Origin of the sequence: Mesorhizobium australafricanum, from assembly GCF_033977265.1 — a bacterium.
Lineage (GTDB): Bacteria > Pseudomonadota > Alphaproteobacteria > Rhizobiales > Rhizobiaceae > Mesorhizobium > Mesorhizobium australafricanum.
In genome coordinates this window covers 709,236-726,971 of sequence record NZ_JAVIIT010000001.1, presented here as the reverse complement: position 1 = coordinate 726,971, position 17,736 = coordinate 709,236, and the positions used below count along the sequence as shown (strand labels likewise).

General features: G+C 62.8%; 18 protein-coding genes and 1 tRNA gene. 7 read left to right on the top strand and 12 right to left on the bottom strand.

What is annotated here, in order from left to right; all coding sequences use genetic code 11:
* Window positions 1-689: 689 nt before the first annotated feature.
* Window positions 690-1,397: a metal-dependent hydrolase gene (locus RFM98_RS03555; RefSeq protein WP_320307521.1), complete on the bottom strand. Its 708-nt coding sequence runs from the start codon at window positions 1,395-1,397 to the stop codon at window positions 690-692.
* A 118-nt stretch (window positions 1,398-1,515) separates the two neighbouring features.
* On the opposite strand from RFM98_RS03555, the gene ruvX reads away from it, so the two are divergent.
* The gene (ruvX, locus tag RFM98_RS03550; RefSeq protein WP_320307520.1) at window positions 1,516-1,998 is read left to right on the top strand and encodes a Holliday junction resolvase RuvX; all 483 of its coding nucleotides are present in this window, start codon (window positions 1,516-1,518) and stop codon (window positions 1,996-1,998) included.
* On the opposite strand, the gene RFM98_RS03545 is transcribed toward ruvX, so the two are convergent.
* The 3 genes from RFM98_RS03545 to RFM98_RS03535 form a co-directional block, all read right to left on the bottom strand.
* Complete coding sequence (locus RFM98_RS03545) at window positions 1,940-2,281, bottom strand: DUF6105 family protein (RefSeq protein ID WP_320307519.1); 342 nt, start codon at window positions 2,279-2,281, stop codon at window positions 1,940-1,942. The genes ruvX and RFM98_RS03545 overlap by 59 nt on opposite strands.
* Window positions 2,281-2,838 (bottom strand): hypothetical protein, encoded by a 558-nt coding sequence (locus tag RFM98_RS03540; protein WP_320307518.1) that lies wholly within the window; start codon window positions 2,836-2,838, stop codon window positions 2,281-2,283. Before RFM98_RS03540 ends, RFM98_RS03545 begins: the two co-directional genes overlap by 1 nt.
* Before the next feature lie 211 nt (window positions 2,839-3,049).
* Entirely contained in the window at window positions 3,050-4,678 is a 1,629-nt protein-coding gene (locus tag RFM98_RS03535) for a DNA alkylation response protein (protein ID WP_320307517.1), read from the bottom strand.
* A gap of 198 nt (window positions 4,679-4,876) precedes the next feature.
* On the opposite strand from RFM98_RS03535, the gene RFM98_RS03530 reads away from it, so the two are divergent.
* The 4 genes from RFM98_RS03530 to dprA all read left to right on the top strand — a co-directional run bounded on the left by RFM98_RS03530 (window position 4,877) and on the right by dprA (window position 9,017).
* The gene (locus tag RFM98_RS03530; protein ID WP_320307516.1) at window positions 4,877-5,842 is read left to right on the top strand and encodes an aspartate carbamoyltransferase catalytic subunit; all 966 of its coding nucleotides are present in this window, start codon (window positions 4,877-4,879) and stop codon (window positions 5,840-5,842) included.
* On the top strand, window positions 5,839-7,125 hold the full coding sequence (locus RFM98_RS03525; RefSeq protein ID WP_320307515.1) for a dihydroorotase: 1,287 nt from the start codon (window positions 5,839-5,841) through the stop codon (window positions 7,123-7,125). The genes RFM98_RS03530 and RFM98_RS03525 overlap by 4 nt, the downstream gene beginning before the upstream one ends.
* 186 nt (window positions 7,126-7,311) lie before the next feature.
* The gene (plsY, locus tag RFM98_RS03520) at window positions 7,312-7,893 is read left to right on the top strand and encodes a glycerol-3-phosphate 1-O-acyltransferase PlsY (protein WP_320307514.1); all 582 of its coding nucleotides are present in this window, start codon (window positions 7,312-7,314) and stop codon (window positions 7,891-7,893) included.
* Window positions 7,890-9,017, top strand: a complete 1,128-nt coding sequence (gene dprA / locus RFM98_RS03515) for a DNA-processing protein DprA (protein WP_320307513.1) — start codon at window positions 7,890-7,892, stop codon at window positions 9,015-9,017. Before plsY ends, dprA begins: the two co-directional genes overlap by 4 nt.
* Window positions 9,018-9,049: 32 nt before the next feature.
* Here dprA and RFM98_RS03510 read toward each other — a convergent pair whose 3' ends face one another.
* Both RFM98_RS03510 and RFM98_RS03505 read right to left on the bottom strand, forming a co-directional pair.
* Window positions 9,050-10,195, bottom strand: coding sequence for a hypothetical protein (locus RFM98_RS03510; protein WP_320307512.1), 1,146 nt, complete (start codon window positions 10,193-10,195; stop codon window positions 9,050-9,052).
* Between the two features lie 98 nt (window positions 10,196-10,293).
* Window positions 10,294-10,485 (bottom strand): hypothetical protein, encoded by a 192-nt coding sequence (locus RFM98_RS03505; RefSeq protein WP_320307511.1) that lies wholly within the window; start codon window positions 10,483-10,485, stop codon window positions 10,294-10,296.
* Between the two features lie 249 nt (window positions 10,486-10,734).
* On the opposite strand from RFM98_RS03505, the gene RFM98_RS03500 reads away from it, so the two are divergent.
* Window positions 10,735-10,866 (top strand): hypothetical protein, encoded by a 132-nt coding sequence (locus tag RFM98_RS03500; protein ID WP_320307510.1) that lies wholly within the window; start codon window positions 10,735-10,737, stop codon window positions 10,864-10,866.
* A 957-nt stretch (window positions 10,867-11,823) separates the two neighbouring features.
* Here the strand turns inward: RFM98_RS03500 and RFM98_RS03495 are convergent.
* Both RFM98_RS03495 and RFM98_RS03490 read right to left on the bottom strand, forming a co-directional pair.
* Complete coding sequence (locus tag RFM98_RS03495) at window positions 11,824-12,000, bottom strand: hypothetical protein (RefSeq protein ID WP_320307509.1); 177 nt, start codon at window positions 11,998-12,000, stop codon at window positions 11,824-11,826.
* 175 nt (window positions 12,001-12,175) lie between these two features.
* Window positions 12,176-12,251, bottom strand: a tRNA-Lys gene (locus RFM98_RS03490).
* Window positions 12,252-12,544: 293 nt separating this feature from the next.
* Between RFM98_RS03490 and RFM98_RS03485 the strand changes: the two genes are divergently transcribed.
* The gene (locus RFM98_RS03485) at window positions 12,545-13,006 is read left to right on the top strand and encodes a BA14K family protein (protein ID WP_320307508.1); all 462 of its coding nucleotides are present in this window, start codon (window positions 12,545-12,547) and stop codon (window positions 13,004-13,006) included.
* A gap of 75 nt (window positions 13,007-13,081) precedes the next feature.
* Here the strand turns inward: RFM98_RS03485 and glpK are convergent, their stop codons facing one another.
* From glpK to RFM98_RS03465, 4 genes are all read right to left on the bottom strand, one after another.
* Entirely contained in the window at window positions 13,082-14,575 is a 1,494-nt protein-coding gene (gene glpK, locus RFM98_RS03480) for a glycerol kinase GlpK (RefSeq protein WP_320307507.1), read from the bottom strand.
* Between the two features lie 89 nt (window positions 14,576-14,664).
* Complete coding sequence (locus RFM98_RS03475; RefSeq protein WP_320307506.1) at window positions 14,665-16,392, bottom strand: ABC transporter substrate-binding protein; 1,728 nt, start codon at window positions 16,390-16,392, stop codon at window positions 14,665-14,667.
* Between the two features lie 80 nt (window positions 16,393-16,472).
* Entirely contained in the window at window positions 16,473-16,760 is a 288-nt protein-coding gene (locus RFM98_RS03470; protein ID WP_320307505.1) for a DUF2160 domain-containing protein, read from the bottom strand.
* 67 nt (window positions 16,761-16,827) lie between these two features.
* Window positions 16,828-17,736 (bottom strand): carbohydrate ABC transporter permease, encoded by a 909-nt coding sequence (locus RFM98_RS03465; protein ID WP_320307504.1) that lies wholly within the window; start codon window positions 17,734-17,736, stop codon window positions 16,828-16,830.

Below are 17,736 nucleotides of genomic sequence, written 5' to 3'. Positions count from 1 at the left end.
GGTAGACGAGGCCCTTAGTGCCGGCCGGCAACGCATTCAGTTGATCGACGGATTGGACATCGATCAGATTGAATCCTGCGGTTGCAACATCCGTGGCCAGTCCACCGGATCCGGCAGTGTAGTGGAGTGTCATCGGATTTCCTTCAAAGTTCGGAGCCCGCCGGACGCCCACCTACTCGAATGCCATATTATCCTCAAATCAAATACAAATATCTCTCGTTCAGAATAATTGATCTCAACCAATGGCTCCACTGCCAAAGGTTGAAATTCCAGTGGCGATGTCGTCATGCCGCAAAACGGCAGATTCATGGCGTCTATCATCCAGAGATATTCAGCGATCGTTAGTGATGGACCCGTTTTGGTCGCGCTCATTCCTACGACTTATGCGGGTATTAACCTTGATCAACTGCGGCATCGAAACGAATAACTGTCGATGCTGTATCGCCTTGGATGATCGGCCGAGCCGACTGGCCAGGCGTTTCGGTATTGCGCTCCAAGCTGGGACGTCGCGGATTACCCGCCGTGAGGCAAAAAACCCCGTTCGCATCGGCCGGCTATGCTGGCGGCCTGTCTGCCGGTCGCCAGCACGCCGCTCCGGTCGAGAATGTGATCGCGGCAATGGCTGGGCCACGATGTCGCGGGCATGCCTTGATCGCATCCCAGCCGTGAGGTCAGACGCTTGCCGAGGGCTAGAGCGTGATCGCCTTGCCGATCTCCGGCAGCGCCACCTTGACGCCCGAGCCTTCCATGCCGGCGACGAACTTGTCGGCGGTCTGGTCGATCATCGAGAAGGTGCCGAAATGGCAGGGAACGACGGTATCGAAGCCGAAAAAGCGGCGGCAGGCAAGGGCCGCCACCGCACCGCCCATGGTGAAGCGGTCGCCGATCGGCACGATGCCGATCTTCGGCTCGTGCAGTTCGTTGATCAGCCCCATGTCGGAGAAGATGTCGGTGTCGCCCATGTGGTAGAGGGTCTTGTCCTCCGGGAAGTGCAGGACGAGCCCGCCCGGATTGCCGAGATAGGTGTTGGTACCGCCTTCGCCCCCGAAAGAGGACGAGTGCAGCGCCTGGACGAAGGTCGTGGTGAACGGCCCGCAATCGACGGTGCCACCGATATTGCCCGGATTGATCTTGTCGCCGCTGACACCCTGGCCGACGAGATACATGCAGATCTCGAAATTGGCGACCAGCATGGCGCCGCTTTTCTTCTGCACTTCGACCGCGCCGCTGACATGGTCGTTGTGGCCATGGGTCAGAAGGATATGCGTGACGCCTTCCGCCGGCTCTTCCCAGCCGCCCGTCCAAGACGGATTGCCGACCAGATAGGGGTCGATGAGGATGGTGGCGTCCTTGGTCTCGACGCGGAATGCCGAATGTCCGTACCAGGTCAGTTTCATGAATGCTTTCCTCGATTTTTCCGTTGCCGGAAGATAGAACGCTGGCGACAAATTGAAAGTAGCGCGGCGCTCCCCACCGTCAAAAGGTTGTGTGGCGCCCGGATGTCAGGGGAAGCCGGTGGCCGTTATTTCAATCGAGGAATTGCCGGCACGGCTTGCCGGCCGCCGCACGCTCGCCGGGCTCGACCTTGGCGACAAGACGATCGGCGTGGCCGTTTCAGATCGCGGACTTTCTTTCGCCCACCCGCGCCCGGTCATCTTGCGCAAGAAGTTTTCGCTCGATGCCGCCCAGTTGCTCGCTCAGCTCGAGAAGGACAATGTCGGCGCCATCGTGCTAGGTCTTCCGGTCAACATGGACGGTTCGGAAGGGCCTCGTGCGCAAAAATCCCGCGCCTTCGCACGCAACATGGCGACGCTTTCCGACTTGCCCTTCGTGCTGTGGGACGAGCGGCTGTCGACGGTGGCAGCGGAACGCACGCTGATCGAGATGGATTTCTCGCGCAAGAAGCGCGCCGGGAAGATCGATTCGGCGGCTGCCGCCTTTATTCTGCAGGGAGCGTTGGACCGGCTTCAGTCGCTCGGCCGAGGCGATCTTCGCTGATCGCGCCTTGCCGGCGCTGCTTGATCAATTCGGCGATTTCGCGCCGGCGGCGGAAGGCCCAAAGTCCCATCAGCAGGAAAAAGTCAAAAATGCAGGTCCGCGCCACCATGCCCGGGATGATAGCCGGATCGATCCCGAGCATCTGGCCGTAGAGCTGGAAAGCGAAATCGTGCACCTGTCGGCTCAGCATTGCGTAGCCGAAATTCATGTCGTTGGCCGACAGGAAGAACCATCCCCAGAAGATGGCCATCGGAGCCGCCCAGAGTGTGAATATCGTGCGCATCAGCGGCCGCCTCCAGGATTGTTTTCCGGGCGGCCGGATATGCGGGAAAGAAGTGAGCTGTGCGCGGCGCCCATCGCCATGCGCGAGGCGGCGCGAACATCGCCCTCGTGTAAATTCATCGCAGCGAAGGCAAAGCGGCGTTCGGTCAGCACCGCGACATAGGAGGCAAGCAGCGCCGTCATCTGGATGGCGACGATCATGAACAGGCCGTCGATACCTTGCGCCACGCCGCCGATGAGGATCAGCGAAAGCAGGAAAGATGCGCAGATGAAGGCAATCCGCGCCACGCTCTCGCCCGCGTCCGGCCTTGCCGCCGCGTTCAGCAGCGTTTCGACGAAGGTCCAGCAGAACAGCACCGCGACGGTCAGGAGCGCGATCGAGAGCGGCGCCACCACGGCAATATTTTCAAACTCGGGATACCGGCTGCCCTCGATGGAGAGGCCAAGCACGCCAAGCGCGGTCGCTATGCCGCGGCTGCCGTCCATGCAGATATAGGCAAGCAGGGCGAAAACCACCGCCCAATGCAAGGCCAGAACTGAGCTTAACACGTGCCGCATGCGCTTCCCGCTTCGCGGAGACCGGGAGGTCATGGTTAACCTTTCCCTACTCCAGCAAGCAGAGATTGGGCTTTGCAAAGGCCCGCCGCAATGGAAACCATTCGTTAAGGTTAACGGCCATCCACAGGCCGGCAATCCGGCCTTGGAGCATGATGCCGAAAAGTGTGAAGCGGTTTTCGGATGACATCATGCTCTATGATTTGGAGCCGGATCAGGTCACCGGCGGATAAAGCGTGTCGATGATCATGCGCGCGTCGTGGCGCGAATCGAGCATGCCGTAGGTGGTGCGCCACTGTCCGCCGAGGCGTGTCTCGACGAAGGCATCGGCGATCCGCCCTGCCCCCAGCCTGCGAAGCTCCGCCGCGGCAGCCGACAGCGCCAGTTGTTCGGTGAGCAGCCGCGCCGAACCCTGGTCGGTCGCCGCCACCTGCATAGCCGCGTTGAGCACGCCGATGGTGCCGCGCCCGCCGGTGCCGAGGTCGCGGTCGATGCCGGCCAGCACCTCCTCGAACAGGCCGGGCGCGCGGCCTAGCACGCGCAGCACGTCGAGCGCCATGACATTGCCCGAGCCTTCCCAGATCGCGTTGACCGGCGCCTCGCGGTAGTAGCGGGCAAGCGGCGCTTCCTCGACATAGCCGTTGCCGCCAAGGCATTCCATCGCCTCGTAAAGCAGCTGCGGTGCGATCTTGCAGACCCAGTATTTGACGACCGGCGTCATGGCGCGGGCAAAGGCCGCCTCGCCGCGATCGCTTGCCGCCTCGTCGAAAGAGCGCGCCAGCCGGAAGGACAGCGCCGTCGCCGCGGCGACGTCGAGGGCCATGTCCGCCAGAACCCGCTGCATCAGCGGCTGGTCGATCAGGTTTGAACCGAACACCTGGCGATGGCGTGTGTGGTGAATGGCCTCGGCGAGCCCCGCCCGCATCAGCGCCGATGAAGCGACCGCGCAATCGAGCCTGGTCAGCGTCACCATGTCCATGATCGTCTTGACGCCGGCGCCGGGGTCACCGACCATCTCGCCGATCGCGTTGACGAACTCCACCTCCGACGAGGCGTTCGAGCGGTTGCCGAGCTTGTCTTTCAGCCGCTGGAAGCGGAAGCCGTTGCCGGAACCGTCGCCCAGGATGCGCGGGACCAGGAAACAGGACAGGCCCTCCGGTGCCTGACCGAGCACCAGGAAGGCATCCGACATCGGCGCCGACATGAACCATTTGTGGCCGGTCAACCGGTAAAAGCCACTGCCGGTACGCTCGGCGCGGGTGGTGTTGGCGCGCACATCGGTGCCGCCCTGCTTTTCCGTCATGCCCATGCCGAGCGTCAGACCGGTCTTCTGCACCGGCGGCTTCTGCGTCTGGTCGTATTTACGCGTCGTCACGCGCGGCGCCCATTCGCGGAAAAGTTTCGGGCTTGCCATCAAGGCCGCCAGCGAGGCGCTGGTCATGGTGATAGGGCAAAGGTGCCCGGTCTCGAGTTCTGCCGTCAGGTAAAAGCGCGCCGCCCTCACCTGATGGCGGCGGCCGATCTCGGCATCGCCGTTTTCCCACACCGAGGAATGCAGGCCGCCGGCGACCGAGCGGCGCATCAGGGCGTGATAGGCCGGATGGTACTCGACCAGGTCGAGGCGGCGGCCCTGGCGGTCATGCGTCCTCAATTTCGGCGTGTCGGTATTGGCAAGGCGGGCGAGTTCCTGCGCCTCCGGCGTCATCACGAACCGGCCAAGCCCGTCGAGATCCTTTCGCACAGGGTCGGAAAAACGCTCGGCGAGCTGGATGAGCAACGGATCGCCCCGCCATGCATTGCCGCCCGTCAACGGCGGCGGCTGGTTGATCACCTCGTCGGTCACGCCCAATCCTTCAGTTGCCCAATCCCAGTTGGCCGAGAGGTCCTTGCCATTTTCAAGGCCGCGGTCGCGAATCCGAAGCCTCTGGGCCTTATAGCCCAAGCCATGGAAGGCGCGCGACGAAAATACCGGGGAGAACGCGCGCAATCCAAAGCTGGCGCTTGCGGCTGGTCGGGCGGCACCCTATAGCAGCGCCTTGAGATGACCGACGCTTCGTCCCTGCCGCTCTTTCCCCACCGCCATCTTCTGGGCATCCGCGATCTTTCCCCCGCCGACATCGAGCTGTTGCTCGATCGCGCCGACCGGGCCGTGGCGATCTCGCGCCAGCCGGAAAAGAAGACCTCCACGCTACGCGGCCGCACCCAGATCAACCTCTTCTACGAGGCTTCGACGCGCACGCAGTCGTCCTTCGAGTTGGCCGGGAAAAGGCTTGGCGCCGACGTCATGAACATGTCGGTGGCAAGCTCCTCGGTGAAGAAGGGAGAGACGCTGATCGATACGGCGATGACCCTCAACGCCATGCGGCCGGACATCCTGATCATCCGCCACCAGTCGGCCGGGGCGGCAGCCCTTTTGGCCCAGAAGGTCGGCTGCTCGGTGGTCAATGCCGGCGACGGCGCGCATGAACATCCGACGCAGGCGCTGCTCGACGCACTGACCATCCGCCGCGCCAAGGGGCCGCTGTCGAAGCTGATCGTAGCGATCTGCGGCGACATCCTGCATTCGCGCGTCGCCCGCTCCAACATCATGCTCTTGAATGCGCTTGGCGCGCAGGTGCGTGTCGTCGCGCCCTCGACACTGCTGCCGTCCGGGATCGACAGGATGGGCGTGATCGTCGCGCGCTCGATGGCCGAGGGGCTGAAGGATGCCGATGTCGTCATGATGCTGCGCCTGCAACGCGAGCGCATGGAGGGCGCCTTCGTGCCGTCGATCCGCGAATATTTCCACTATTTCGGCCTGGATGCCGAAAAGCTGAAGGCCGCCAAGGACGATGCGCTGGTCATGCATCCCGGCCCGATGAACCGTGGCGTCGAGATTGCCTCCGAAATCGCCGACGGACCGCAAAGCGTCATCCAGGAGCAGGTGGAGATGGGTGTGGCCGTGCGCATGGCGGTCATGGAAGCGCTGCTGGACCCGCGCCGCAATCATGAGGGGCGCGGCGCATGAGCGTGACCGTCTTCAGCAAGGCGCACATTGTCGACCCGTCGCGGGGCGTCGACGAGATCGGCAGCGTCATTGTCGACGGTCGCAAGATCGTTGCGGCCGGAAAGGCCGCATTGAACCAGGGCGTGCCGGAAGGCGCCACGGTCGTCGACTGCGCCGGCAAGACAATCGTTCCGGGCCTTGTCGACGCGCGCGTCTTCATCGGCGAGCCCGGCGGCGAGCATCGCGAAACCATCGCTTCGGCAAGCGTCGCGGCGGCGGCGGGCGGCGTCACTTCCGTCGTCATGATGCCCGACACCGATCCGGTGATCGACAATGTGGCCCTGGTCGAATTCGTGCTGCGCACCGCCAGAGACACGGCAAGCGTCAACATCTTCCCCGCCGCTGCGATCACCAAGGGCCTCGAAGGCCGCGAGATGACTGAATTCGGCCTGCTGCGCGAGGCAGGCGCCGTCGCCTACACCGACGGCCGCCACACGATCGCCAATGCGCTGGTGATGCGCCGCGCGCTCACCTACGCGCGCGATTTCGGCGGCGTCATCGCGCACGAAACCCAGGACGCCGACCTCGCCTCGTCCGGCGTGATGAACGAAGGCCTTTACGCAAGCTGGCTCGGCCTGTCGGGCGTTCCGCGCGAGGCGGAGCTCATCCCGCTTGAACGCGACCTGGCGTTGGCACGGCTGACCGGCGGCACCTATCACGCCGCCAAGATCTCGTCTGGCATGGCGGCCGGTGCGGTGAATCGGGCAAAGACGGATGGCGCCAATGTCACGGCCGGCGTCGCCATCCACAATTTGTCGCTCAACGAGAACGATGTCGGCGAATACCGCACCTTCTTCCGGCTGACCCCGCCCCTGCGCGCCGAGGACGACCGGCTGGCGATGATCGAAGCAATCAAGGACGGCACTGTAGACATCATCGTCTCCTCGCACGACCCGCAGGACGTCGACACCAAGCGCCTGCCCTTCGCCGACGCCGCCGCCGGCGCAATCGGGCTGGAGACGCTGCTTGGCGCGGCACTTCGGCTTTACCACAATGGCGACGTGCCGCTGCTAAGGCTGATCGAGACGCTGTCCACGGCGCCGGCAAGGCTGTTCGGCCTGCCGGGTGGCACGCTGAAGCCGGGCGCGCCGGCCGATCTCGCCGTGGTCGATCTCGACGAGCCGTGGATCGTCAGCGAAAGCGGACTGCGCTCGCGTTCCAAGAACACCTGTTTCGAAGGCGCGCGCCTGCAGGGCAAGGTCTTGCAAACGATGGTGGCGGGCCGCACAGTGTTTTCGGCATAAATCACCCAGCGCTTTGAGCCCTGCCGAACCTGCCCGCACAGAGTTGCTTGGCGAACCCTCCCGACTCTACCATTATGACCAACTGATGCCCGAGCAGGGCTAGCTCTTGCAAATCATGGTTGCATCGACCAAAGTATCTCAATCCTAGAGCGAGCAACCGAAGCGACAGGAAATATGGGGGAAACAATGGGTTACGCGATCGCGCTCGTCTTCGGCTATCTGCTCGGCTCGATCCCGTTTGGACTCTTGATCACTCGCGCGGCCGGACTCGGCGACGTCCGCAACATCGGCTCCGGCAATATCGGCGCGACCAATGTTCTGCGCACTGGAAACAAGGGCCTTGCCGCCGCCACCCTGCTGCTCGATGCGCTGAAAGGCACGGCCGCCGTCTTGATCGCCGGGCATTTTTCGCCCGACTTCGGGCTTCTGGCAGGCTTCGGCGCCTTTCTCGGCCATCTCTTCCCGGTGTGGCTCGGCTTCAAGGGCGGCAAGGGCGTCGCAACTTATCTCGGCGTGCTGCTCGGGCTTGCCTGGCAAGGCGCGCTGGTCTTCGCCGTCGTCTGGCTCGCGATGGCCTTCCTGTTCCGCTACTCCTCGCTGGCCGCGCTGACCGCGGCGGTGATCGTGCCGATCGCGCTTTATTTCATCGCCGCGCCGCAGATCGCCGGCCTGTTCGCGATGATGAGCCTGATCGTCATCGTCAAGCATCGCGCCAACATCTCGCGGCTGCTCGCTGGCTCCGAGGGCAAGATCGGGGCGAAGGGATGACCGCGCCGGCCGCCGGCCCGCGGCTCAGCGGCCGGCAGCGGCTTGCCTGGCTTCGCCTGATCCGCACGCCCAATGTCGGCCCGGCCTCATTTCGCGAGTTGATCAACCGCTTCGGCTCGGCGGAAGCCGCGCTCGAAATGCTGCCCGAGCTGATGATCTCGGGCGGCGCCAATCGTATCGTGCGAATTCCCTCGGTCGCCGAAGCCGAAGCGGAACTGGAGGCCGCCCGACGTGCCGGCGCCCGCTTCGTCGGTATCGGGGAAGCCTGCTACCCGCCATTGCTGAAGACCCTCGACAACCCGCCGCCGCTGCTCGCGGTGAAAGGCGAAGGCGCGGTCTTCCGTTTGCCGGCGGTGGCCATTGTCGGCGCCCGCAACGCCTCGCTTGCCGGCATCAAGATGGCGCGCATGCTGGCGGCCGATCTTGGCCGCGACGGCTACGCCATCGTCTCCGGCCTGGCGCGCGGGATCGACACGGCCGCGCATAAGGGCAGCGTTTCGACCGGCACGGTCGGCGTGCTGGCCGGCGGGCTGGATGTCCCCTACCCGCCCGAAAATGCCGGCCTGTGCGACGAGATCGCCGATCGTGGCGGCGCCATCGTTTCGGAGATGCCGTTCGGCTGGCAGCCTCGCGCCCAGGATTTTCCACGCCGCAACCGCCTGGTCGCCGGCATGGCCCTGGGGTTGGTGGTGGTCGAGGCGGCACAGCGCTCCGGCTCGCTGATCAGCGCCCGCCTCGCCAACGAAATGGGTCGGCTGGTCTTCGCCGTGCCGGGCTCGCCCCTCGATCCGCGCGCCGCCGGGTGCAATGCGCTGCTCAAGGACGGCGTCACGCTCGTCACCGAAGCCGCCGATGTGCTCGGCGCGCTGGCGCCGCTTGCCGGCACCCGTCGCCCGAGAACCGTGCCGCTTGCCGAGGCGCCCGACATATCCGCCATGCCGCCGCCCGCCGAAAGCGAGCGCGCCGATGTGCTGGAAGCGCTTGGGCCCACGCCGATCGCGGTGGACGATATCATCCGCCACACGGGATTAAGCGCCGCGCAGATTGCGATGGTGCTTTTGGAACTCGACCTCGCCGGAAGGTTGGAGCGCCACGCTGGCGGCAATGTGTCGCTGATCGCGTGAACCTGCGGCGTCGCGCGCAGGTTCAGACTTCGCTACCGGAACAGATATTTGGACACTTCCGGATTGCCGCGACGCCACATGACATTGTCGAGGAAGTAGTGGTGCACGTTGATGAAGATCAGCACGATGAAGAAGAACAGCGAGGAACCGAGGACCTGCTTGTCATACGGAATCATAGCGGTCAGCACGAACGGGATAAGCGAGAAGCCGAGATAGCCAAGGGCTGCGCCCCCGATGATGAATCCGAGAACCCGCAGCCTGTAGCGAGGCCCAAGCGCGGATAGTATTTTCGGCTCCGGATCCCGCGCGGCGTCCGAGACGTCACGCTCGACATTGGTCTGATAGCGCCAGACAACGGCCAGGTATTGCAGCGAGTGGAGCGCCGGCACCACGAGCAGCCAGAGCGGATTTATCCTGGCAATCAGGATCCATAGATAGAGCGAGGCGACATAGGCCACGATGCCATTGTAAGGCAGGCCGCCACCGTTCCTTCGCCAGCGGTTGACCAGCATCAGAAGCGTGGCCGCCGTCGATCCGACCGCCGCCACCACGGCAATGTCGGTGATCCAGGGTGGCGCCGCGAAGGTGTAGTACTGAAGGCCGTAATACTGCCCCTGGGTCACCGCCGTATTCGTCTGCAGCCAGGCCAGGATCCAAACCGCATAGCTGTTGACCAGCAGCACTTTCTTGTCCCGGCCATCGAAGAATTTGCGCTTCAGCACGGCGTCGACCATCAGCATGCCGTAGCCCTGCTTGACGTAGTGCCAGCCGACGAAGAAGAACATGGCGTTGGCCGCAAATCCGAGCAGCCGAGTGTTCGACGTCGCCGCGCCATAGACAAAAAACAGGGCCATGATCACCGGAACGATGACGCCGGCGAAAAAGTAGCGCAGCTGCAGGCTCCTGTCATAGCCGTCGCCACGTACCTTCCGACCGAAATTGCGGTAGAAAATCTGGTAGGAATGGGCGAAGTGCGGATAGTTCACCAGATAGGCCACAACGACCATCGTCGCGGCCAAGGGGCCTTCATAGTCGCGCGGCACGAGAAACAAGATCGGCAGGATCACAAACGCACTGCCGCCGAGCATGAGGAAGTCGGCGACCGGACCGAAGAGATATCTGCCGGGCGGCGTCCCCGCCTTGGGGGCCTGAGCATCTATCGAAAGGTCTAGTGCCATCCTGGAGCCTCCCTCGGAGGCCCGAGTTTAACCACGACCCCATCGAGGGACAAGGTTGCCGCTGGCGGCGTCTCGCCGGTCTTGGGAATATCCCTCGGTCAGGCCGAGGCGGTGGCAGCGATCTTCATCAGCCGCTTTCTGGCCTCTACCACCCGCTTCTGTTCCGACCTTATGCGGCCGCACAGCGCGAGATTGATGCCGACGCCACATTCTTCATCCAGCATTTCTTTTGCGTGATTGAGCGAAATCTCTGCGCGCTTGACGCGCAGTCTGGCCCTGGCCAGTTCCATGTTCAGTACGTCCACTGTCCGCATCCCGAATTGCGGTCCCTTCGATGGGGAAACAGCCGCGGGATAGCTTTTGTTCCGGTTGCCGCAGTCGGCCCCGGCCCAATGTCGAAGCCTCGGCAGTTCCATTCCGCAAGACAAGCGGAGCCGCCGTTAGCCCTGGCCTCCAGTGCTGGCCGCTCTGGCAGGAACATTAGCGCATCCTAACGGTTCTCTCTGCGAAATCCTTGACGATCCTAAGGAAGGTGGACCATGGCCGAGTTGGCATTCGCTTTCGTATATTATTCAGGGCTGACCGGCCAGGACATGCCAGGCGCCATCGTGTCGTTGATGGCGGGCCTGCTCCTCTACAATGTTATGCGCGAGGACAGGCCAAACCGGTAGCTCCTGCCACGACGACCGGAACGGAACGAGCGGCCCGGCAGGCTGACCGGGGGAGGCCAGCAAACGCCGGGCCTAACCGGCGGGGGCTCGGGGGCGAGACACGGCACCGGCTGACGATAAGCATACGCGCTTGCTGGAATGATCGGCACGCATCCAAAAGGACGAAGCCGGGAGTAGGCGTGCTAGGAGTCGCCGGCGTAGCTACCCAGGAAGCGTTGTCCCAAAAATGTTCCGCTGCAGAGCGGCAGCGTAGAGACCGTCATTTGCAAGTCGATCCCACACGGAGAAACAGGCCGAGAGCGCGGCCAGAGCCAGAATTGTGCGCATTGGAACTCCCCACAGGCGCCCGAAAACGCTTAATGGTAGGGTCGTCTCCAAATGCGAACTATTGCTCCGAAGGACGTAGCCGCGCTTCACCCTACAAAGGCCTCCTAGCCGGCGATGGCTAATGCATGTCGCCCAGAAGTGTGCAGCGGTTCTGGGACAACGACATGCATCAAAACAAAAACTTAAAGCGCGTCGCCTGAATCCGGTTCAGCGCGACGCGCTTTAGTCCCGAGGGCGGGCCCGATCCAGGCCGGTCGGCAGCTTGGCGAGTTGATGGATGACCGCGAGTGCGAAAGCTACAGCGGCCTCTGACATTCCCTCAATTGCGCGAATGTAGCCTGGATGCAGGTGGCATTGTGGAACAAGAGCGCCGGGATTCCAGTTAACCCGGTATGTCGACCAAGGTCAAAGAGCCACAACCGAAGCCCGACCAGAGAAAGCCGCCTGTCCGTTCCGACAAGGCTGGATCGCCAGAGCCAAGCCACGCCGATCCGCCCCCACGAGATTGTCGAGAGGCACCCACGCCAAATCCCAACGGCGATAAGAAATCCTGAGGCGACTGGCCGCTTCGGCGCTGGGCTTTGTTATCAGTCAGGAAGAACAGGCCGCGAACAATCCAAAAGCGGGCGTTTACTCTTTGAGATGCGAAAGCCCTAGCCGCGCCCGTTCTCCATGGGCGAAGGTGTTGGCATCTCCTTTGGACCTAAAGCTTTTGATGCTTATGACGCCGTCTTCGATGACGCGCACGTAATGCCAGCTTTCGACTTCCTCAATTTCGACCGAGGTCTTCCACGGTTGCTTGTTCATCAGGTTCCCCGTAACCGCCCATTCAGCTGCTGGAAACGTCGTCACCGGGGAAATGTTCCAGTTTCCGCACGGCCTGCTTCAGAGTGGCGGGCTTTTCAATTTAACCCCTCAGACCTCAGGACGCTGAAGCGCCAGCAGGTCATACGTCGCAAATATTTGAATTTATTGGATTATTTGGTGAGCGCGATGGGATTCGAACCCATGACCTACTGATTAAAAGTCAGTTGCTCTACCGGCTGAGCTACGCGCTCCCGCGGGCTCGGAAATGCCGCCCTCGAAATTGCGCGGAACATAGGGAGAGTGGTGCGGCCGGTCAACCGGAAAAAGATGCCGTCGGAGGCCGATCTTGACGGGGTTTCCGAGAGGTCGCTCCAGGGTTTCCGGGAATGACGGGGCACACGCCATGCCGCCTGCTTTGAAAGCCTCGGATATTTCAGAAACCTCTACAATAACAAGGGTTTGAGATTCATTCGGGAACCATTGCAACCTCTAGCCCGTTTCTCCGGCACAAGGGACGTCAACCATCCTTTCGAGGAGAAGAACCATGAAAAAGATCGTGTCGGGCCTGCTTGCCGTCACACTGTCGGTTTCGTTCGCCGCCGCCGCGGCAGTGCCTGCCAATGCCGCGCAGGTGTTCGTCCCACAGGCTTCGCCGGCTTCGTCCAACATCCAGACGGTCGCGGAGCGCGATTGGCGCTGGAGACATAACCACTGGCGTGGTGAACCGCGCTTCTCGCGCAATGACGGCATGTATTGGAACGGCCATCGCGGCTATCGCGAATATCGCCACGGCTATCGCCGTCATGGCGACTATTGGTTCCCGCTTGCTGCTTTCGCCACCGGCGCGCTGATCACCGGCGCTATTATCAACAGCGAGAACAAGCGTGTCTATCGCGGCAACTCGCATGTCCAATGGTGCTATGACCGCTACCGCTCATACCGCGCCTCGGACAACACCTTCCAGCCTTACAACGGCCCGCGTCAGCAGTGCGTTTCGCCCTACTGACGGCCTCCAGTCAGTACCCAAGGGTCGTTGACTGAGCCCGTGCCTCCCGAGGCACGGGCTCTCTCTATTCCGATCTCAGTTCGCACTCAAAGTCCTGCGCACGGCATCGCGCCAGCCGGCCAGCTTCGCCACGCGCGTTGCGGCATCCATCTCCGGCTTGAAGCGCTGTTCGAGCGCCCAGCTCTTGGCGAATTCCTTTGCCTTCGGCCACACGCCGGCCTTCGATCCCGCGAGCCACGCCGCGCCCAAGGCGGTCGTCTCCAGGATCGTCGGACGGTCGACCGGCGCATCGAGAATGTCGGCGAGCCGCTGCATGGTCCAGTCGGAGGCTACCATGCCGCCGTCGACGCGAAGCACCGTCTTGGCCGAGGCGCCTTTCCAATCCTTGCGCATGGCGTCGAGCAGGTCGCGCGTCTGGAAGGCCACGGATTCGAGAGCTGCGCGCGCGAACTCGGCCGGGCCTGAATTGCGCGTCAGGCCGAAGATGGCGCCGCGGGCGTCCGCGTCCCAATGCGGCGCGCCAAGCCCGACGAAGGCCGGCACCAGATAGACCTGCTGCGCCGGGTCGGCAGTCGCCGCCAGCGCGCCGCTCTGGTCTGCCTTGCCGATCACCTTGATGCCGTCACGCAGCCACTGCACGGCGGCCCCCGCGATGAAGATCGAACCTTCCAGCGCATAGGTGGTCCTGCCGTTCAACCGGTAGGCGATGGTGGTGAGCAGCCGGTTCTTCGAGCGCACTAGGTCGGCGCCAGTGTTGAGCAGCGCGAAACAGCCGGTGCCGTAAGTGGATTTCATCATGCCGGGTTCGAAGCAGGCCTGGCCGATCGTCGCCGCATGCTGGTCGCCGGCAACGCCTAGGATCCGCATCTCGGCCCCGAAGAGGCTTTTTGCGGTGACGCCGAAATCATCGGCGCAGTCTTTCACCTGCGGCAGGATCGCAGCCGGTATGTTCAGGATCGAGAGCAGCTCGTCGTCCCAGACATTCTTCTCGATGTTGTAGACCAGTGTGCGCGAGGCGTTGGTGGCATCGGTGGCGTGCACTTGGCCAGCGGTCAGCCGCCAGATCAGGAAGCTGTCGACGGTGCCGGCAAGCAGTTCGCCTTTCTCGGCACGCTTGCGCGCGCCCTTCACCTTGTCCAGCATCCAGGCGATCTTGGTGCCGGAGAAATAGGGATCGAGCAGCAGGCCGGTCTTCTTCGTGAATTTCTTCTCCAGCCCCTGCTTCTTCAGCTTCTGGCAGAGCTGTGCCGTGCGCCTGTCCTGCCAGACGATCGCGTTGTGGATCGGCTTGCCGGTCGCCTTGTCCCAGATGACGACCGTTTCGCGCTGGTTGGTGATGCCGATCGCAGCCACCTCCGATGCCGTGCGGCCAGCGGCCATCAGCGCCGCCTTCACCGTGGCAAGCACGCTCGCCCAGATGTCTTCCGGATCATGCTCGACCCAGCCGGAGGCCGGGTAATGTTGCGCAAATTCCTGCTGGCCGGTGCCGGCGACTTTCATCTTGTCGTCGAACAGGATCGCCCGGGTCGATGTCGTTCCCTGGTCGATGGCCAGCACAAAACCGCTCATTCCGCTTCCTCCACCTTATGCAACAGGGGAGACGGCAAAGCCGCCTCCCCTGCATTTCCCAAACGGGCGAACTTGCCCAAGTCACGCAGTTACTTCTGCCAGCTCTTCACCAGTTCGTCGTAGTTGATGGTGATCGGCTTTTCCTTCTCGTTCTCGATCTTGAGCTGAGGAGCGAGATTGCCCTTCTTGACAGCGTCGGCGTTCCAGTAGGCGAGGTCGTGCTCTTCGGCCATCTTTGGGCCGATATCGCCCTGGACGCCCGACTTCTCGATGCGGCTCATGACCTTTTCCTGCTCGGCGCAGAGCGAGTCCATCGCCTCCTGTGCGGTCTTGGCGCCCGACGATGCATCGCCGATCGCCTGCCACCAGAGTTGGGCCAGCTTCGGATAGTCAGGTACGTTGGTGCCGGTAGGCGACCACTGGACGCGGGCTGGCGAGCGGTAGAACTCGATCAGGCCGCCGAGCTTCGGAGCGCGCTCGGTGAAGCTCTTGTCGTGGATCGTGCTTTCGCGGATGAAGGTCAGGCCGACATGGCTCTTCTTCACGTCGACGGTCTTGGAGGTGACGAACTGCGCATAGAGCCAGGCGGCCTTGGCGCGGTCGTCCGGCGTCGACTTCATCAGCGTCCAGGAGCCCACGTCCTGGTAGCCGAGCTTCATGCCGTCCTTCCAGTACACACCGTGCGGCGACGGCGCCATGCGCCATTTCGGCGTGCCGTCGTCGTTCAACACCGCCTTGGCACCGGCATCGACCATCGAGGCGGTGAAGGCCGTGTACCAAAAGATCTGTTGCGCGACCGCGCCCTGCGCCGGCACCGGACCGGATTCAGAGAAGGTCATGCCTTGTGCTTCCGCCGGAGCGTAGGCCTTCAGCCAGTCGAGATACTTCTGGATCGAATAGACCGCCGCGGGACCATTGGTGTCGCCGCCGCGCGCCGTGCAGGAGCCGACAGGACGCGAATTCTCGTCGACCTTGATGCCCCATTCGTCGACCGGCAGACCGTTCGGAATGCCCTTGTCGCCATTGCCGGCCATCGACAGCCAGGCGTCGGTGAACCGCCAGCCGAGCGACGGGTCCTTCTTGCCGTAGTCCATGTGTCCATAGACCTTCTTGCCGTCGATCTCGCGGCCGGTGAAGAATTGGGCGATGTCCTCATAGGCCGACCAGTTGACGGGAACGCCGAGGTCGTAGCCATACTTGGCCTTGAAGTCGGCCTTGTTCTTCTCGTCGTTGAACCAGTCGTAGCGGAACCAGTAGAGGTTGGCGAATTGCTGGTCGGGAAGCTGGTAGAGCTTCTTGTCAGGCGCCGTCGTGAACGAGGTGCCGATGAAGTCCTTCAGGTCGAGGTTCGGATTGGTGACGTCCTTGCCCTCATTCGCCATCCAGTCGGTCAGGTTGCGCACCTGCTGGTAGCGCCAGTGCGTGCCGATGAGGTCAGAGTCGTTGACCCAGCCGTCATAGAGGTTCTGTCCCGTCTGCATCTGGGTCTGGATTTTCTCGACGACGTCGCCTTCCTGGATGACGTCATGCGTGACCTTGATGCCGGTGATGGCGCTGAAGGCCGGAGCCAGTACCTGCGATTCATACTGGTGCGTGGCGATGGTCTCCGAGACGACCTTGATGTCCATGCCGGCAAACGGCTTGGCGGCGTCGATGAACCACTGCATTTCCTTTTCCTGATCGGCGCGCGAAAGCGTCGACAGCGGGCCTATCTCCTTGTCCAGAAAGGCTTTTGCCTCATCCATCCCCGCATAGGCATTGCCGACCCCGAGCAATAGGGCAAGGGCGGTCGTTGATGTTAGAAATTGCCGTCGCATAGGTTTCCTCCACAGTTTAGAAGTTTCAAGTATTATCTGGAGCGGCCGCCAGCACGCGGCCGCCCCAACCATTTCCCCCTCTATACGTAGCGGAACACGCCAATGGCGTAGACCACGGAGAGAGCGAGAGCCCACCAAAGGTTGGGTCCTACCAAACCCAGCCAAGCGAGATGGATGAAGGCGCTGCCGAGCAGCGACAGGAAAAGACGGTCGCCGCGCGTCGTCTCGAAGCGCAGCACGCCGATGCGCGGATTGCCGCCCGGCGAGGCATATTCCCAGGCCGCCATGCCGCACAGCATCAGCGCAATGACAATGAAGAAGGCGGCCGTCGGCCAGGTCCACGCCATCCAAGAGAGGTCGAGATTCATGATCACACCCTCCCCAGGGCGAAGCCCTTGGCGATGGCGGTGAGGATGAACTCATGCGTTTGTTTCATCACACCCTCCCCAGGGCGAAGCCCTTCGCGATGTAGTTACGGACAAACCAGATCACCAGCGCGCCGGGGATCAGCGTCAGCACGCCGGCGGCGGCGAGCAGGCCCCAGTCCATGCCGGCTGCAGAGACTGTGCGGGTCATGGTGGCGGCGATCGGCTTGGCGTCGGTGGTGGTCAGCGTACGCGCGATCAAGAGTTCCACCCACGAGAACATGAAGCAGAAGAAGCAGGCGACGCCGATGCCGCTCGCGATCAGCGGCATGAAGATTTTTACGAAGAAGCGCGGGAACGAGTAGCCGTCGATATAGGCGGTCTCGTCGATCTCCTTCGGCACGCCCGACATGAAGCCTTCGAGGATCCAGACCGCCAGCGGCACGTTGAACAGGCAGTGGGCCAGCGCCACCGCGATATGCGTGTCGATGAGACCGAAGGCCGAATAGAGCTGGAAGAACGGCAGCGCGAACACCGCGGGCGGCGCCATGCGGTTGGTGAGCAGCCAGAAGAACAGATGCTTGTCGCCGAGGAAGCGATAGCGCGAGAAGGCGTAGGCCGCCGGCAGCGCCACCGCCACCGAGATAACCATGTTCATGACCACATAGGTGATCGAGTTGATGTAGCCCGAATACCAGGATGCGTCGGTGAAGATGGTGCGGTAATTCGCGAGTGTCGGATTGTGCGGGAACAGCGTCAGCGACGACACGATCTCCGCATTGGTCTTGAAGCTCATGTTGATGAGCCAGTAGATCGGCAGCAGGATAACGATGATGTAGAGCGTCGGCACGATCCACCACCAGCGCGATTCCTCGCCGCGGCGGCGCATCAGCTTTGCCACCTCGTCCTGCGACAGCGTGCTGCCGACCTCGGTGATCGCCGCTTCGCTCACGCGTGTCGTCTCGTTGGCGCCCGCCAT

Excerpts from the sequence above, each read along its gene's own strand:
- RFM98_RS03525 (WP_320307515.1), top strand. The coding sequence starts at position 5,839 with ATGAGCGTGACCGTCTTCAGCAAGGCGCACATTGTCGACCCGTCGCGG.
- RFM98_RS03485 (WP_320307508.1), top strand. The coding sequence starts at position 12,545 with ATGAAAAAGATCGTGTCGGGCCTGCTTGCCGTCACACTGTCGGTTTCG.
- RFM98_RS03495 (WP_320307509.1), bottom strand. The coding sequence starts at position 12,000 with ATGAACAAGCAACCGTGGAAGACCTCGGTCGAAATTGAGGAAGTCGAA.
- RFM98_RS03510 (WP_320307512.1), bottom strand. The coding sequence starts at position 10,195 with ATGGCACTAGACCTTTCGATAGATGCTCAGGCCCCCAAGGCGGGGACG.
- RFM98_RS03545 (WP_320307519.1), bottom strand. The coding sequence starts at position 2,281 with ATGCGCACGATATTCACACTCTGGGCGGCTCCGATGGCCATCTTCTGG.
- RFM98_RS03500 (WP_320307510.1), top strand. The coding sequence starts at position 10,735 with ATGGCCGAGTTGGCATTCGCTTTCGTATATTATTCAGGGCTGACCGGC.
- RFM98_RS03555 (WP_320307521.1), bottom strand. The coding sequence starts at position 1,397 with ATGAAACTGACCTGGTACGGACATTCGGCATTCCGCGTCGAGACCAAG.
- RFM98_RS03470 (WP_320307505.1), bottom strand. The coding sequence starts at position 16,760 with ATGAATCTCGACCTCTCTTGGATGGCGTGGACCTGGCCGACGGCCGCC.
- RFM98_RS03540 (WP_320307518.1), bottom strand. The coding sequence starts at position 2,838 with ATGCGGCACGTGTTAAGCTCAGTTCTGGCCTTGCATTGGGCGGTGGTT.
- RFM98_RS03475 (WP_320307506.1), bottom strand. The coding sequence starts at position 16,392 with ATGCGACGGCAATTTCTAACATCAACGACCGCCCTTGCCCTATTGCTC.
- plsY (WP_320307514.1), top strand. The coding sequence starts at position 7,312 with ATGGGTTACGCGATCGCGCTCGTCTTCGGCTATCTGCTCGGCTCGATC.
- RFM98_RS03530 (WP_320307516.1), top strand. The coding sequence starts at position 4,877 with ATGACCGACGCTTCGTCCCTGCCGCTCTTTCCCCACCGCCATCTTCTG.
- RFM98_RS03465 (WP_320307504.1), bottom strand. The coding sequence starts at position 17,736 with ATGGCGGGCGCCAACGAGACGACACGCGTGAGCGAAGCGGCGATCACC.
- dprA (WP_320307513.1), top strand. The coding sequence starts at position 7,890 with ATGACCGCGCCGGCCGCCGGCCCGCGGCTCAGCGGCCGGCAGCGGCTT.
- glpK (WP_320307507.1), bottom strand. The coding sequence starts at position 14,575 with ATGAGCGGTTTTGTGCTGGCCATCGACCAGGGAACGACATCGACCCGG.
- RFM98_RS03505 (WP_320307511.1), bottom strand. The coding sequence starts at position 10,485 with ATGGAACTGGCCAGGGCCAGACTGCGCGTCAAGCGCGCAGAGATTTCG.